14 protein-coding genes are annotated in these 14,438 nt (G+C 67.9%); 5 read left to right on the forward strand and 9 right to left on the reverse strand.

The window, feature by feature from the left end:
* Positions 1–25: 25 nt before the first annotated feature.
* The 4 genes from OHS81_RS01790 to OHS81_RS01805 all read right to left on the reverse strand — a co-directional run bounded on the left by OHS81_RS01790 (position 26) and on the right by OHS81_RS01805 (position 3,132).
* Positions 26–700, reverse strand: coding sequence for an urease accessory protein UreF (locus OHS81_RS01790; protein ID WP_328381780.1), 675 nt, complete (start codon positions 698–700; stop codon positions 26–28).
* 86 nt (positions 701–786) lie between these two features.
* The gene (locus OHS81_RS01795; RefSeq protein ID WP_328381782.1) at positions 787–2,508 is read right to left on the reverse strand and encodes an urease subunit alpha; all 1,722 of its coding nucleotides are present in this window, start codon (positions 2,506–2,508) and stop codon (positions 787–789) included.
* Entirely contained in the window at positions 2,501–2,812 is a 312-nt protein-coding gene (locus tag OHS81_RS01800; protein WP_328381784.1) for an urease subunit beta, read from the reverse strand. Before OHS81_RS01800 ends, OHS81_RS01795 begins: the two co-directional genes overlap by 8 nt.
* 17 nt (positions 2,813–2,829) lie before the next feature.
* Positions 2,830–3,132: an urease subunit gamma gene (locus OHS81_RS01805; RefSeq protein WP_026170153.1), complete on the reverse strand. Its 303-nt coding sequence runs from the start codon at positions 3,130–3,132 to the stop codon at positions 2,830–2,832.
* A gap of 533 nt (positions 3,133–3,665) precedes the next feature.
* Between OHS81_RS01805 and OHS81_RS01810 the strand changes: the two genes are divergently transcribed.
* Positions 3,666–4,610, forward strand: a complete 945-nt coding sequence (locus tag OHS81_RS01810) for a M28 family metallopeptidase (protein WP_328381786.1) — start codon at positions 3,666–3,668, stop codon at positions 4,608–4,610.
* A 40-nt stretch (positions 4,611–4,650) separates the two neighbouring features.
* Here OHS81_RS01810 and OHS81_RS01815 read toward each other — a convergent pair whose 3' ends face one another.
* The gene (locus tag OHS81_RS01815; protein ID WP_328381788.1) at positions 4,651–4,965 is read right to left on the reverse strand and encodes a type II toxin-antitoxin system Phd/YefM family antitoxin; all 315 of its coding nucleotides are present in this window, start codon (positions 4,963–4,965) and stop codon (positions 4,651–4,653) included.
* 123 nt (positions 4,966–5,088) lie between these two features.
* Positions 5,089–5,622 carry a patatin-like phospholipase family protein gene (locus OHS81_RS01820; RefSeq protein WP_328381790.1) on the reverse strand — a complete coding sequence of 178 codons (534 nt, stop codon included), beginning with the start codon at positions 5,620–5,622 and terminating at the stop codon, positions 5,089–5,091.
* Positions 5,623–5,965: 343 nt separating this feature from the next.
* Here OHS81_RS01820 and OHS81_RS01825 point away from each other — a divergent pair, with 343 nt between their 5' ends.
* Positions 5,966–6,916 carry a DUF6192 family protein gene (locus tag OHS81_RS01825; RefSeq protein WP_328381791.1) on the forward strand — a complete coding sequence of 317 codons (951 nt, stop codon included), beginning with the start codon at positions 5,966–5,968 and terminating at the stop codon, positions 6,914–6,916.
* A 2-nt stretch (positions 6,917–6,918) separates the two neighbouring features.
* Positions 6,919–7,455, forward strand: coding sequence for a hypothetical protein (locus OHS81_RS01830; RefSeq protein WP_328381792.1), 537 nt, complete (start codon positions 6,919–6,921; stop codon positions 7,453–7,455).
* A 165-nt stretch (positions 7,456–7,620) separates the two neighbouring features.
* Here the strand turns inward: OHS81_RS01830 and OHS81_RS01835 are convergent, their stop codons facing one another.
* The gene (locus OHS81_RS01835) at positions 7,621–7,995 is read right to left on the reverse strand and encodes a DUF6192 family protein (protein WP_328381793.1); all 375 of its coding nucleotides are present in this window, start codon (positions 7,993–7,995) and stop codon (positions 7,621–7,623) included.
* Between the two features lie 803 nt (positions 7,996–8,798).
* Here OHS81_RS01835 and OHS81_RS01840 point away from each other — a divergent pair.
* Positions 8,799–10,046: a hypothetical protein gene (locus OHS81_RS01840; protein WP_328381794.1), complete on the forward strand. Its 1,248-nt coding sequence runs from the start codon at positions 8,799–8,801 to the stop codon at positions 10,044–10,046.
* A gap of 841 nt (positions 10,047–10,887) precedes the next feature.
* On the opposite strand, the gene OHS81_RS01845 is transcribed toward OHS81_RS01840, so the two are convergent.
* Together OHS81_RS01845 and OHS81_RS01850 are read right to left on the reverse strand one after the other, a co-directional pair.
* Complete coding sequence (locus OHS81_RS01845; protein ID WP_328381796.1) at positions 10,888–11,739, reverse strand: IS5 family transposase; 852 nt, start codon at positions 11,737–11,739, stop codon at positions 10,888–10,890.
* Between the two features lie 48 nt (positions 11,740–11,787).
* Entirely contained in the window at positions 11,788–12,159 is a 372-nt protein-coding gene (locus tag OHS81_RS01850) for an IS110 family transposase (protein WP_328390840.1), read from the reverse strand.
* 580 nt (positions 12,160–12,739) lie between these two features.
* On the opposite strand from OHS81_RS01850, the gene OHS81_RS01860 reads away from it, so the two are divergent.
* Positions 12,740–14,383 (forward strand): histidine decarboxylase, encoded by a 1,644-nt coding sequence (locus OHS81_RS01860; protein WP_328381798.1) that lies wholly within the window; start codon positions 12,740–12,742, stop codon positions 14,381–14,383.
* Positions 14,384–14,438: the final 55 nt, after the last annotated feature.

Here is a 14,438-nt window from a genome sequence, read left to right on the forward strand (position 1 = left end):
GGGTCGGGTGGGACGGCCGGCCGGGTCAGGACGCGAAGAGCCGAACGGGCCAGGCGGCGTGCTGTTGGGCGGTGATGTCGAGCAGCGGCGCGGAGGCCGCGGGCAGTGCGCCGGTCCCTTCGGCCGCGATCCGCAGCGCGGCCTCGGTGGCCTGTTGTGCGACCTGGTCGAGCTCGGCGGTGAGACGTGCGAGCACGGCGGTGGCGTCGAAGGGGTCCAGGCTCAGCAGCCGGACGGCCGCGGTGGCCGGACCGCTGATGTTCTCGTAGGCCACGGCGTATGCGGCATCGAGCGGCGGCAGACCCGCGGACCGGGCGGCCAGGCCCAGGACGACGGGCTGGTGGGCGCCGCGGGGACGGGCCGCGGCGAGCGCGTCCAGAGCCTCGCTCGGCCAGGTCGCGCGGGCGGCCCGCATCATCTGCCGGCCGAGCCGCCGGGCGACCTGCCGCAGCGCGGGTACGGGCGTACGGGCATCGGCGGCGTCGTCCAGGAGGAGCGGGTCGTGGCCGCCCGCGGCCGCCGCGGCGAGCCCCGCGGCGACCAGGCCCGCGGTGTGCAGCCGGCCCCGGCAGAAGGCCTCCAGGGTGGCGGCGTCCTTGATGCGTCCCGCGGTGACGGCCGGTTCGGCGCCGCCGGAGTGGGCGTGCCCTCCGGCGGGGAATCGGCCGTCGGCGAGGACGAGCAGCGCTGCGCGGCTCATCGGTGGTACGTGTCCTTCATCGCGGTACTCATCGGGTTGCTGATCGGGGTGTTCATCGGCGCGCCTCCTCGGGCTCCTCGGACTTCTCAGAAGAGGAAGTACCGCTGTGCCATGGGGAGTTCGGCCGCAGGCTGCGGCTCGACCACCTCGCCGTCGATGGTCACGGTGAAGGTGTCGGGCTCGACACGGACGCGCGGCAGGGCATCGTTGTTGCGCATATCGGCCTTGGTGAGGCCGCGGGTGCTGTGGATCGCCTCGAAGGGCTTGTCCAGCACAAGGCGTTCGGGAAGCGCGTCCTCCAGGGCCTGCCGGGAGACGAAGTTGACCGAGTTGCCGCCCGGGGCCTTGCCGGTGGCACCGAACATCGGCCGCGGCAGCACCGGCTGCGGAGTGGGGATGGACGCATTGGCGTCACCCATCTGCGCATAGGCGATCTGGCCGCCCTTGATGACCAGCTGCGGTTTGACGCCGAAGAACGCCGGGTCCCACAGCACGAGGTCGGCGAGTTTGCCGTCCTCGACGGAGCCGACGACGTGGTCGATGCCCTGGGCGAGGGCCGCGTTGATGGTGTACTTGGCGACATAGCGGCGGGCCCGGTGGTTGTCGGCACGGCCGTCGCCCGGGAGGGTGCCGCGGCGCCGCTTCATGACATGGGCGGTCTGCCAGGTGCGCAGCACGACCTCACCGATCCGCCCCATGGCCTGGGCGTCGGAGGACATGATCGAGATGGCGCCGAGGTCGTGCAGGATGTCCTCGGCCGCAATGGTGGAGGGCCGGATCCGGGACTCGGCGAAGGCCAGGTCCTCGGGGACGGCCGGGTTGAGGTGGTGACAGACCATCAGCATGTCGAGGTGTTCCTCGACGGTGTTGACGGTGTGCGGCCGCGTGGGGTTGGTGGAGGCCGGGAGCACATTCGGCTCGGAGACCATCGCGATCATGTCGGGGGCGTGGCCGCCGCCGGCGCCTTCGACGTGGAAGGCGTGGATCGTGCGGCCGGCGATGGCCGCGAGGGTGTCACCGAGGAAGCCGGCCTCGTTGAGGGTGTCGGTGTGGATCGCGAGCTGGGCGCCGCTCTCCTCGCAGACCGTCAGGCAGGCGTCGAGGACGGCGGGCGTGGCGCCCCAGTCCTCGTGGACCTTGAAGCCGAGGATGCCCGCCCTCAGCTGGTCACGCATCGAGGCGAGGGAGGTGGTGTTGCCCTTGCCGAGCAGTCCGACGTTGACCGGCAGGGAGTCCATCGACGCGAACATCCGGGCCACGTGCCAGGCACCGGGGGTGATGGTGGTGGCCTTGCTGCCCTCGGCCGGTCCGGTGCCGCCGCCGATCATGGTGGTGACACCGGAGGCCAGTGCCTCGTCCGCCTGCTGGGGACAGATGAAGTGGACGTGGGTGTCGATGGCGCCGGCCGTCAGGATCTTGCCGTTGCCGGCGATGATCTCGGTCTCGGGGCCGATGACCAGGTCGGGGTGGACACCGTCCATCGTGTCGGGGTTGCCGGCCTTGCCCAGGGCGGTGATCCGCCCGTCGCGGATACCGACATCGGCCTTGACGATGCCCCAGTGGTCCAGCACGACCGCGCCGGTGATCACGGTGTCGGGGGTGCCCTCGGCGCGGGTGGCGCGGGACTGGCCCATCGATTCGCGGATCACCTTGCCGCCGCCGAAGACGGCTTCGTCGCCGGCCCGGCCGGGCCCGCCCGCGCGGTCTTCGGTGATCTCGATGACGAGGTCGGTGTCGGCGAGCCGGATCCGGTCGCCGACGGTCGGGCCGAGAAGATCGGCGTACGCCTGGCGGGTCAGCTCAGCCATCGAGGGTGCCTCCGGTCTCGCCCCGCAGGCCCACGACGATGCGCTTGCCCCCGAGGGGGACGAGTTCGACCTCGGTGGGAATGCCGGGCTCGAAGCGCACGGCGGAGCCGGCCGGGACGTTCAGCCGCTTGCCGTGCGCGGCCGTGCGGTCGAAGTCGAGGCCGGGATTGGCCTCGGCGAAGTGGTAGTGGGAGCCGACCTGGACGGGGCGGTCGGCGGCGTTGAGGACGGTCATGCGCGTGAGGGGAAGGCCTTCGTTGAGGCGCACCGGCTCGTCGGCGTAGAGGATCTGTCCCGGGATCATGGTCTGTTCTCCCGTGGTCAGTTGATGGGTTCGTGAACGGTGACGAGCTTGGTGCCGTCGGGGAAGGTGGCCTCGACCTGCACGTCGTGGATCATCTCCGGGACGCCGTCCATGACCTCGTCGCGGGTGAGCACCTTGCGACCGGAGGACATGAGCTCGGCGACGGTGCGGCCGTCCCGGGCGCCTTCGAGGATGTGCACGGTCAGCAGGGCAATCGATTCCGGATGGTTCAGCTTCACCCCCCGGGAGCGACGTTTTTCAGCCACGTCTGCCGCCACATGAATCATCAAGCGTTCTTGTTCATGCGGGGTCAGTTGCATACGTTCCACCTCACAGTCTTCCAGCGCGGACGCGTTCGCCCAGGTCACAGGCGTGGACACACCCCGTGACGATAGATGTACCACGCAGTAATTAAAGGAGGAGCAAACCGACTTCCAGCACTTGGCCATCAACAGCCCCAGGCCCGGAGACTAGTTCGGCGGGATTTCATCGGCGTTACGACCAGGGACCTCTTCGTGTCTCCTCTTTCGCCTGATGTAACGCGGTGTCATTACCGTCCGTTACGGCGCGACAACGGATTCTCGAAGGCGGCATGTCCCCCGCTTTCCCCTGAACGTGCGCGGCTCCGCGTGGCGAAATCCGCCCCCGAGGGTCACAGGGAACCGAGGGAACAGACCCCTCCCACACCTCACCGATCATCATGATCCGTGCATAGCGGGCACGACCCGCTCCGCGAACTCAACTGTCCGGTATGCGCTCTTGACGGTTTCCGGAGTGATCGCAATTCTCATGTGCGCGTCAATCCATGACGCGCATCGAATCAGCTCCATCCCCCCACACCAGGAGCCACATCGTGACTCGTTCCACCCGAATACGCCGGGCCGCGCTGGCCTCGGGCGCCGTCGCCGCCCTGGCCGCCACCCTCTTCACCGCGGCCGGCGCCTACGCCGGCACCGCACCGAAGGCCGCGCCGGACATCGACGTCAAGGCCGTCAAGGGTGACCTGGACCAGTTCCAGTCGATCGCCGACGCCAACGGCGGCAACCGCGCCCACGGAAAGCCGGGCTACAAGGCGTCCATCGACTTCGTCAAGGAGAAGCTGGACAAGGCCGGCTTCACCACGAAGGTCCAGGAGTTCGACGGCGGCGGCACCAAGGGCTACAACCTCGTCGCCGACTGGCCCGGCGGCGACGAGAGCAAGACCGTGATGGCCGGCGCCCACCTGGACTCGGTGCCCGCCGGCCCCGGCATCAACGACAACGGCTCCGGCTCGGCCGGCATCCTCGAGGTCGCGCTCGCCGTCGCCAAGGCGGACCTCAAGCCCACCAAGCACCTGCGCTTCGGCTGGTGGGGCGACGAAGAGGACGGCATGGTCGGCTCGCAGGCCTATGTCGACAAGCTCGGCGCCGACAAGTCGAAGATCGACTCGTACCTCAACTTCGACATGATCGGTTCGCCGAACCCGGGCTACTTCGTCTACGACGACGACACCCGCCTGGAGAAGGTCTTCAAGGACTGGTACGCCAAGAAGAACATCGCCACCGAGAAGGAGACCGAGGGCGACGGGCGCTCGGACCACGCCGCCTTCAAGGACGCGGGCGTGCCCGTCGGCGGCCTCTTCTCCGGCGCGGACTACAAGAAGACCGAGGAGCAGGCGAAGAACTGGGGCGGTGAGGCGGGCAAGGCGTTCGACGCCTGCTACCACCAGGCCTGCGACACCTCGAAGAACATCGACGACAAGGCGCTGGACACCAATACGGACGCCATCGCCAGCGCCCTGTGGGAGCTCAGCTCCTGAAGCCACCCGCCCCACCGCACGGTCAGCAGCCGCTGAACCGTCAGCTCTCGCGACCCGGCCGCCGGTCCCCGGCAGCCGGGTCGCGGTGTTCTGCCGCGATACCGAAGCGCCGCCGTTCGCCCGGAGCGGACGGAAGCTGCCGCACGGACGAGACCGTGCTGATCACCTGCTCGTCCTCCACGCCCTCGTCACGCCGCCCCAGCTCTTCAAGTAGCTGCAGGTCAGCGGCGGATACCAACGCCACCAGCGGCTTGCCGTGGCGGGTGACGACCACCCGCTCGCCGCCGTAGACGACACGGTTGATCAGATCCGCCAGCTCCGCTCGTGCTTGCGTCACCGGAATTTCGTAGGCCATGCTCCTAGCCTATGTAATGTCCACCTGATCCGCCGTGGTCCGTGGCGACAGCGGATATCCAGGTCAGAGGGACTCGCGTGCTCCCGTGCGCTCTCGTATGTGAGAGATGCGTGAGACGAAGAGCTATCTGGTCGCACGGAATCCTGGCAGGTCTCCGGTGCGGCGGAACGCCCCGCTCCGCCGGCCCCGCTCGGAGCTCCGGCCGGGCGGCTGCCTGCCCGCCGATGCACCGGAGGCTGGGCGGATCTCCACCCAGCCTCCACACATCGGCAAGCCGTGGTAGGCCGTGGAGGAGGGCGGGTCCTTCAGCAAACGGTCGCCCGTGAGCGCGGCAGCTTTCTGCCAGGTGGCGCGCAGATCGGGCAGATCTGTTCCTCTACCGATGGCAGCGGCGAGGAACGAGCCATTCAAGCCACCAGCGGACGCGCCCGCGACGGCGTCCACCACGACCCGCGTGTGAGCTTCACGGATCACCCGTTGCCACAGCTCGAAGCTGGCCTGATCTTCCGTCTTCACACGCTCTGGCACCCCGGAGTGCAAGCTGCGCGAAGCCCGCCGCAGTAGGTCCAGTTCATGTGTGACACCCCCCATCCATACCGCGAGGCTCACGCCACCATTGAGGACAAGGGCGAGACGGGTCTCTTCGACGACCTCCATGCACGTGAGGTCGGATGTAACCCTATGCAACTGGCGTGCTCGCCTGTCTGCGATTGCGACCACTCGACCGGAGGCACAGCAGTGATCACGCTCCTACTGCGGGCGTCCGGGGAGGGGCGAGCCAGCATCAGCGCCAGGAAGTGGCTGGCTGGAGTTCTGTGCTCTTGAGAGCGATCCAGGGAGTGGCAGCGGGATGAGGGCCTAGCTTGATGCGAGCCGAAGCCAGGTGCGCACTGAAATCAAATCTTTTGTAGAGATTTGCCCGAAGTGCGGGCGGGGAGAAGGCCGCGGCATTTTCCCTGGCCGCTCCCGCCTGCACCTTTCGTGCCCGGTGGGAGGCATCATGCCCGCGAAGAAGATCACCAGCCCCTTCCCGCAACGATTCACGGACCGGCAGTGGGCGCGCTACGTCAAGCAGGGCCAGGAACTGGTGGAAGAGGAGACGCGGGTCCAGTTCCGGCTTGGCGATCTGACCTTGAAGATGGTTCCGGTCCAGCGCGCGGGCAGCAACAATCAGCGCGGCGTCTTCCCGGTGCTCGACCGGTTCGCCGACGCGATCGGGATGAACGTCCACACCCTGCTGGGCTACCGGCACGTGGCCACTAAATGGCCGCCGGAGAAGCGTGCCGAAGGCGTTTCCTGGTCGATCCACAAAGCCCTGGACGCCTTGGACGACCGGTTTGAATTGATTCACAACCCGCCGCGGGGCATCGAGCGGTGGACGGAGGACAAAGCCCTCAGCTACGCGGGACGGCTCCCTTCCCGGCCGCTGACCAAGGCCGAGAAACTGGATCGGGTGCGGGTGCTGCTGGACCAGGATGAGAACGCCGCCGAGGCCACCAGCGAACTGATCAAGCGGCCGGACGTCGCGCACCGGGTTATGGGCGACACCACCAGTCAGCGCATTCTCTATCGAGCCCACCACGAGCAGCGAATGCAGGCTGCCGAAGCCCGCTTCGCGGCAGCACACGAGGTCGAAGAGCAGGAGGAAGAGGAGGAAGAGGCTGCGGAGACCGCGCGGCAGCTACGGCGCCGTGAGCCGGCGGTGGAGTACACCAGGGCGTCGAGCGAGGTACTTGAGTTGATCGGAGTCGGCACGAGCTTCCTGGTGGAGATGCAGCGGCTGATCCCAGGGCTGCATGTCGCGGAGTTCACCGACCGCGAGGTCCGCGCGATCTTGGACAACCACCGTCGCATCCGCGCTGCGCTGGATTGGTGCGACACCGTCGTGACGACGGGCGAGAAGACCATGGACGAGGAGCTGGCGCGCATCCTCGGCGAAGGCGATGAATAACAATGCCAACCCGTACGACTACCGCGGAACGGAAGCCGAAGGAAGAGCCCCGGGCACCGCGTACGCCGCCCGTTGCCACCCAGCACCTTGCGGAACTGGCCTGGAACATCTTCGAGGATGCAGGCGAAGACGTCCTCATCTCCAAGGAGACGGTCACCAGCCAAATTCACGCGACAGAAAGCCAGTTCACACGCTTGAAGGGCTACATCCGTGACCGCATCACCATGGAGAAGGGCAAGGCTTTCCTGTCCTTCCGCAATGGCTATCTGATCACCACTGATCCGCTGAAGATCGCCGAGTGCGTCGGCTGGCGGCTGCGTCGTATCAATACTGAACTTCGCCGGCTGCTGTCTGGGTGGATCGACCCACTGGGTGAGGACGTCGCCCTCTATGAAGTCCTGAAGATGTACCAGGAGGAGATCGGCCACATGCTGCGCTTGTCCGAGCGGATGGAGAAGCTCAGCCACAAGATGCCGAAGCCCGTCAAGGCCACGAAGAGGCGCCGCCGCACCACAGCGGCGACTGCTCGCGCCAAGTGACAGTGAAAGTTCTCTCTGTAAGCCGACGCCGACATCATGACGCGATCGTCGGGTTCCCGGCCGGCCAGCGCTGCAGCTCTGCACCGTGCGCTGGCCGAGCTGGGCGCTGCCCCCACGCTGGATCCCACCCACCGCCCGCACGGGCCACGAGCGGAGGACGCTCCGCTACTGCTGCCGCTGCTCGCCAGTACGTGGGTCTGTGGGAGGCACCTTGATCATCTTGAATCGGTCTGGGTGGTGCGACAGAATCGCATGGGCGGTCCAGCACACGCCCTTGGCTCGCTTCTCCTTCGGCCAGGCAGCCGAGACGCGTCGGTAATTCTCAAGCTGCTCACGTTGCAGGCCAAGCGCCTCGGCGAAGCCCTCAAGGATTCCGTAAGCCTCTGCCGGAGGCTTCCTTCCGTCAGAGCGCATGGGCAGCACAGCGAGCACCGCATCACCCAGCAGAAACTGGGTCGCGGACTCCGATTTCACGAGATGACGCCCTGGTGCGACCAGGTCATTCCACTCGGCGGAGTGATAATTGGGAACCCTGGTCATGATTCCTCCAGGAACTATGATTCCCCAGACCAACATTATGCCGCCTGTGAACCTCCGCCCAGGCGCCGCATGCTGGCACCGGCCGACGGACAGGAAGCTGGCCTCTCCATCGAGGCGGCAATGAGGGCGGGGGGGTGAGTCGGACCGCCTCAGGGCCGCAAGGCGTCTTGCACAACCGAGAATGACCGAATAGACCGTGTGAAGAGTTCCGCGACCTCACGGTGGTCAGCGATCAGCTCCGCCACCACCTCACCGCTGCGCCCCACGACGTACCGCCTTTCCGCCCGGCAGCCGACCTCTCCGGCTGACGCACCACGAGTTCCCGGAATGCCGCCCGCACCACACCGGCACGCCCGAATTGCCCCACCTGCCTGACCTGCGGGCGTGGCACCCCAAACCCCGCCCCGCAGGAGCGACCCTCACAGCGGGTGCGATCCGTTCCGTGCCCGTCGCACGGCCACCGTCACTGGCCGGCAGCCCTGTGCCCCGTCTCCCACTCCCGGGCGTCCGGCGGGCACAGGGCCGACACATGCCTGGTCGCCGTCAGTCTGCTGCAAGTCTGCCGTCTCGTGGGTGCCCCGGTCGACCGGTGGGGCACAGAGCCCTCGGCTTGGGCGCGGTGCCGCTCGTGGTCGGCGGCAGATCCCCACAAGGGCTGGGCACGAGACCTGGCTGGGTCGGTTTCAGCCTGGACGACGGTCGATCTCAAGCCAGTTGACCCGATCCGCCCCGCGGGAAGCTCCACCCCGGGCAGTATACGCAGTGAACTCGACCAACTACTCACCGCGACGAAATGGGGGATGATGGCACGCCCGCCGAACCCGGACCTCACCAACACACTGACGATGCTCCACACCGCCGTCATGCACACGGACAAGAATCTCCGGGACGCGCTCGACAAGAGCGTGGAGAAGCTGGAGTCAGCCGGCCAGGCCGCCCATGACAAGACGACCCAGGAGGTCGTGGACGAGCTCAGCCGGATGCGCGCGAACTTCCGCGACGTCCACAACAAGCTGAACTCCAGCGGGGACACACTCAACAACGCCGTCCACGATGCCGTCGCCCAGCTGCGCACCGAACTGCGGGAGGTCCGTGACGTGCTCGCGGGCCTCGCCCCGCCGGCCCCCGCACCTCTCCTCCAGGAGGCGCCCCGAACCCAGGAAGACCGCAACGGCCTCCAGGCCTCGCCGGTCACCACCGTCACCGAGACCGACGAGCCCGCGGAAGAAGCGGCCCTCCACACAGCGATCCCGGCGCAGCGCACCACCGACCAGGAGGCCCCGCCCGCTCCGGAAATGTCGGTTGGCGAGGTCCGCCAGGCCGTCCGCGAGATCTTCACCGAGGAACTCGCTCCCGTGCTCGCCTTGCTCACCGCCCCCGACAGCCATAGCGACGGGCCAGTCGGCGACCAGCAGAGCGCACCGGCCGGGCTGCTCGAAGCGGTCGTTGAGATCAAGGCGGAGATCAGCACCGCCCGGGAGGAAACGCGGGTCTCGATCGCCTCCGTGCAGCAGGAGCTCGCGGATCTGCGCATCACCGTGGAAAAGCTGCTGCCCCAGCCCGACGCCACCACCACGGCCGCCGAAGAGAACGAGGAACACAGCGCTCTGCTCAAGACGGCAGCCCGCGCCTCCTCCGCAAGCCTGCTGTGCCACCGCGACATCTGGGAGTTCATCAGCGCCCACGCCGGCCGGCACCCGCACTTCCGTGTACCGCCGCAGGTCGCCGCCGAGGGGGACGAGCGCATCCGCGCCGCGCTGTCCGGCCGCTCCCTGATCGCCCTGCTGATCAGCTTGAACTCCCTCAAGCACACCGCCGCCGACGGCGACGGCAACCGTGAACTCGCCGCCACCTTGTACGAGCGGATCGAGAAGAGCCTGACCGGCCTCAGGCCCGGCGGTGAGCCGGTCACCATCACCCTCGACGACCGCACCCCAGCATCCGAGGAAGGCGCCAAGGCTGATAGCGAGCCGGACAGCACAGGGACCCCACCGACATCGACGGAGCAGGACACAGAACCCGACGAGGACGCCGGACCCGCCACCAAGTGAGCGTTGCGGGCCTCGGCTCCGGCCGGGTGAAGGCATGGACCGGATCGGACTGGCCGCCGCCCTGTTCACCGAGGGCGAGCCCGAGCAGGGCGCCGCCGCGGCCCATCAGGCGCTGGACGGCCCACCCGCGTCGACTCCACGCTCGTGGCCTCCCGACTCCACACCCTGCTGGACGCCGCCCGCCCGTACCGGACCACCGCGGTGGCGCGCCGGCGAGTCCGCCGCATGCTGCAGGGCGAGTTCACCGATCTCCGCCCCTGTGCCGCGTACGGTGAGCCCGCCGCCGCGCGCCATCGGGCACGGCAGACAACGGCGGCGGCCAGGACACGACAGCGGGAGGAAGCGCGGGATGACGCAGGCTGCGGGAAGCGAGCAAGACGAGCGGGTTCCAGGACGCCGGTGGACGGTGCGTCTGGACGCCACCGGCCGGGGCAGTGCGGCGGTACGCGTCTCGTGCAGCCGCCCGGCCTGTGCCGATCAGCGTCTGCTGTCTGCGGCCGCTGGCCGTGCGGCCGCGGTCGCCCACTCAAGGCCCACCTGCGCGCCGCCCTCGCCCCCAGGCCCGGGGTGTACTGCGCGTGCCGGGCTGAGGGCTGCCACACCCATCTGCCCGATACCGGCCGGCATACGCGTGTCGAACCCTGGCGGTGCGGCGGCCGGTCGTCCTGGCCGTGATCACCGACCGCGAAGGACGCTGGTGGCAGGCCCTGGAGTGCTGCTCGCGGTGCGCGGCCGCCACCCCCGGAGCGAAGACCGCAGCCACCTCCAGTCCCCCGGACCCCAGCCCGGGAGGTAGTTTCTCGGTTCGTTTCCCGGCCCTTAGAGGGCATCTGATCAATGTCTAGGTGGTTGTGGGTGGGATGTCCGTTTCGATTCGCCAGGTTGGTGTTGATTCTCCTGTGAGCTCGCGGCTCATTCTGTTAGCCATTGCCCAGTGGATCATCGCCCGGGACCTCTGCGGCGACGTTTCGTAGTCCCGTACCAGGCGGCGGTGCTGCATCAACCAGCCGAAGGTCCGTTCGATCACCCACCGCTTCGCCAACGGCTGGAAGCCCTTCACCCGCGGCCGCTGCACGACCTCTACGTCGATACCGACGTCGGCACCATGCTGGAGGACGCTGGCCGAGTAGCCACCGTCCGCCCAGACCTTGCTCACGCCCGGGTGGGTAGCGGACAGCTCGGTCAGCAACTGCTTGCCGCCGGTGGAGTCGTGGACCGAGGCGGCGGTGACGAGGACGGTCAAGGCCAGGCCGAGGGTGTCGGTGATCAGGTGCCGCTTGCGTCCTTTGATCTTCTTGCCGGCGTCGATGCCCTGGCTGTCCTCGGCGACGTTGCCCGAGGTCTTCACGCTCTGCGCGTCCACCACGGCCGCGGTCGGCTCCGTGCCGCGGCCGTGGATCCGGCGGGTCTTGTCCCGTAACTGGTCGTGGACCAGCTCGGTGGTGCCGTCCGCTTCCCACTTGGCGTAGTAGTCGTACACGGTCTTGTAGGGAGGGAAGGCGTGCGGCAGGTACTCCCACGGGATGCCGGTGCGGTTGACGTAGAGGATCGCGTTGACGATCTCCCGCAGGTCGTGCACCCGGGCTGCCGTGCCGGGTCCGGTCCGTTTCTCCCGCCAGGCGGTGAAGACCGGCTCGATCAAGGCCCAGCGGGCATCGGACACGTCACTGCGGTACGGACGACGAGTACTCACACACCGAGCAACGACCGCCAACGCCACCAGTCACAAAATCATCCCGAACTACCCGCTACCCAGATCAGATGCCCTCTTACTCCGCCGTCGACGAACCGAGCGATCAGCCCAGTTGACCTCGAACACCTCGACCCGGCGGGCCAGCAAATAGCGGGAGAGGGCAGCTCCGTAGCTGCCGGACCCTTCCACCCCGGCCCTGTGCACCGTACCCAGCCGGCTGACCCACTCCCAGAGTTCGCGATAGCCCACCGCTGTGGCGGGAGTGGACGCGGTGCCCATGACCACGCCTAGCGCGGAGAGCGCGACGGCCACATGAACATCCCGGTGTGTATCCACGCCAAGAATGACCTCGCCCGCAGCAGGCGGACCATGTCCAGTGGACGACGTCGGCGAGCGCCCGGGGCCGCTGTCCTTGGGCATCTGGTCGGCGCGGCGTCGTACGTCTGCGGCGACCGCGCGGGTATGACCGGTCAGGTGGAGGGCGATCTGCTCGCCGTCGCGTTCGGCGAGCGTGTCCGGGCCGGCCCCAGGCGAGGACGGCAGGAACGCGGGCCGGGTTGTAGGCCGTAGCTGACGACGCCCGGGACTGGTCCCGGCCGGAAAAGAACACGGCTGCAGCACACTCCTGCGGCACAAAGCTACCTTCCCGAGAGTTGCCGAAACGTCACTCCTGAAGGCACTCCTGGATAACTGGCCTCAAACGCTTTCCACTTGAAATAACTAGATGGAGATAAATATAGAACGATGGACAATCGGGGCGGCGCGTCACGCATATCCTGTGTACCGCGAGTTCCTGGACAGGACACCCGCGCTCCGCGGCAACCGCCGCTTCGACAGTTCAACGACAGGCGACCGACCAATTCAGCAACCGCCCGTTGACCGTCGTATAGGCGGCTGACTCGCGCAACCACCTGCCCCCTTAGATCCGAGCGATTCCCAAGACCCTGGCGCCTGGCGGCGATCCCCACTTGCAGCAGTTTCGCTCAGAATCGGACATCGAATGATTACCGAACACTCCGATACGCATCTCACGGCACGGCCGGCCAACGACGACTACCGGCTGGGTACCGAGGCCTACACCGATGAGCAGCGGACCGCGGTCCTTGCCAAGTTGGAGGGGTACCTGGGCGGGCAGCGGGAGCGTCTTCTGGGTTACCAGGTGAACCTGTCGCTCGACGGCCACGCCGCGCTGGGTCGTTTCCTGGGCTACCACATCAACAACATCGGGGACCCGTTCGTCGACAGCAACTACAGCCTGCACTCGCGGTGGCTGGAGCGGGCGGTCCTGGAGCACTACGCCCGCCTGTGGCACGCCCCACTGCCCGAGGACGCGGCCAGTCCTGGCAATGAGGACGGGTGGGGATACGTGCTGTCCATGGGCAGCACCGAGGGCAACCTGTACGCCATGTGGAACGCCCGTGACTACCTGGACGGCAACGCCCTGGTGCGTGACGAGGTCTCCGGAGATGCCAGCTGCCGCACCAGCTACCTGCGGGCCAAACACCCCGACGACAACCCCAACGCCTACATGCCGGTAGCGTTCTTCTCGCAGGAGACCCACTACTCGCACATCAAGGCGATGCGGGTGCTGGACATCCCGACCTTCTACGACCTGGGCGGCAGCCTCTACCCGGGCGAGTGCCCCATCGACGTGGCCGGCACCGGCATGCAGACGTACAACGGGTGGCCGCTCGGCGGAGTCCCGACCACCGGCGGCGACGAGGGTCCGGGCACGGTCGATGTCGACGCCTTGGTGGCCCTCGTGGACTTCTTCGCCGCCAAGGGCCACCCCGTCCTGGTCAACTTCAACATCGGCAGCGTCTTCAAGGGCGCCTACGACGACGTTCAGGGCGCCTGCGAGCGCCTGCGACCCGTCTTCGAGCGGCACGGCCTCGTCGACCGCACCGTGCGCTTCGACCCCGACGACCCCACCCGGGTCAGCATCCGCAACGGGTACTGGATCCACGTCGACGGAGCCCTCGGCGGCGCCTACGCCCCCTACCTGGAGAAGGCCCGCGACAGCGGACTCATCGAGACCGCGCCGCCGGTCTTCGACTTCCGGATCCCCGAGGTGTCCTCGATCGTCACCAGCGGACACAAGTACCCCGGCGCGCCCGTCCCCACCGGGATCTACATGTCCCGCGCGGGATCCAAGCTGCGCCCGCCGTCCGACCCGGCGGTCGTCTCCTCTCCCGACAGCACCTTCGCCGGCTCCCGCAGCGGCTTCGCCTCCCTGGCCATGTGGAACCACCTCGCCCAATTCAGCGAGGAGCAGCAGGTGCGACAGGCCGCCGAGGTCCTGCGGATCGCCGAGTACACGGCCGAACGCCTGCGCCGGCTGAGCGAGCAGTTGCGGGAACGCGGTGAGCCCTGGGCCGAGGACGGTATCGAGGTCGGTCACGGCGATCACGCGCTCAGCGTCTGGTTCCAGCAGCCGCGGGCTGAGATCACGCAGAAGTACTCGCTGGCCTGCGTGCCACTCAATCTCGGTGGACTCCGCCACGACTACAGCCACGTCTACGTCATGCCGCACGTCACCCAGGAGTTGATTGACGAACTACTCGAGGACCTCGCCCAGCCCGGAGCATTCGACCGTTCCGCGGACAAGGACGCGCAGCGGCCGCCACTTCCCCACCAGCGCTGACCCGCAGGCGGGCAGCCGGACCGCAATCGCCCGCCCGCCTCCCGGCGATGTTGCC

This window comes from Streptomyces sp. NBC_00400 (assembly GCF_036048035.1).
Lineage (GTDB): Bacteria > Actinomycetota > Actinomycetes > Streptomycetales > Streptomycetaceae > Streptomyces.

Bases quoted from the DNA above. Each gene is read 5' to 3' on its own strand.
- OHS81_RS01790 (WP_328381780.1), bottom strand. From the start codon at position 700: ATGAGCCGCGCAGCGCTGCTCGTCCTCGCCGACGGCCGATTCCCCGCC.
- OHS81_RS01795 (WP_328381782.1), bottom strand. From the start codon at position 2,508: ATGGCTGAGCTGACCCGCCAGGCGTACGCCGATCTTCTCGGCCCGACC.
- OHS81_RS01800 (WP_328381784.1), bottom strand. From the start codon at position 2,812: ATGATCCCGGGACAGATCCTCTACGCCGACGAGCCGGTGCGCCTCAAC.
- OHS81_RS01805 (WP_026170153.1), bottom strand. From the start codon at position 3,132: ATGCAACTGACCCCGCATGAACAAGAACGCTTGATGATTCATGTGGCG.
- OHS81_RS01815 (WP_328381788.1), bottom strand. From the start codon at position 4,965: ATGGCCTACGAAATTCCGGTGACGCAAGCACGAGCGGAGCTGGCGGAT.
- OHS81_RS01820 (WP_328381790.1), bottom strand. From the start codon at position 5,622: ATGGAGGTCGTCGAAGAGACCCGTCTCGCCCTTGTCCTCAATGGTGGC.
- OHS81_RS01825 (WP_328381791.1), top strand. From the start codon at position 5,966: ATGCCCGCGAAGAAGATCACCAGCCCCTTCCCGCAACGATTCACGGAC.
- OHS81_RS01830 (WP_328381792.1), top strand. From the start codon at position 6,919: ATGCCAACCCGTACGACTACCGCGGAACGGAAGCCGAAGGAAGAGCCC.
- OHS81_RS01835 (WP_328381793.1), bottom strand. From the start codon at position 7,995: ATGACCAGGGTTCCCAATTATCACTCCGCCGAGTGGAATGACCTGGTC.
- OHS81_RS01840 (WP_328381794.1), top strand. From the start codon at position 8,799: ATGGCACGCCCGCCGAACCCGGACCTCACCAACACACTGACGATGCTC.
- OHS81_RS01850 (WP_328390840.1), bottom strand. From the start codon at position 12,159: ATGCCCAAGGACAGCGGCCCCGGGCGCTCGCCGACGTCGTCCACTGGA.
- OHS81_RS01860 (WP_328381798.1), top strand. From the start codon at position 12,740: ATGATTACCGAACACTCCGATACGCATCTCACGGCACGGCCGGCCAAC.